Source organism: Rhodococcus sp. F64268 (genome assembly GCF_023015605.1).
GTDB lineage: Bacteria > Actinomycetota > Actinomycetes > Mycobacteriales > Mycobacteriaceae > Rhodococcus.
In genome coordinates, this window is the sequence record NZ_JALKAI010000059.1 from 1 (window position 1) to 261 (window position 261).

The following is a 261-nucleotide window of genomic DNA, read 5'->3' on the forward strand; positions in this document are numbered from 1 at the left end:
CACAGACGACGCGACAAACCGCCTACGAGCTCTTTACGCCCAGTAATTCCGGACAACGCTCGCACCCTACGTATTACCGCGGCTGCTGGCACGTAGTTGGCCGGTGCTTCTTCTCCAGGTACCGTCACTTACGCTTCGTCCCTGGTGAAAGAGGTTTACAACCCGAAGGCCGTCATCCCTCACGCGGCGTCGCTGCATCAGGCTTTCGCCCATTGTGCAATATTCCCCACTGCTGCCTCCCGTAGGAGTCTGGGCCGTGTC

Annotated in this window: 1 rRNA gene; it reads right to left on the minus strand. The window is 59.4% G+C overall.

Features of this window, described 5'->3' with window-relative positions:
- Positions 1-261, minus strand: a 16S ribosomal RNA gene (locus tag MWU77_RS24550); the annotation flags it as partial.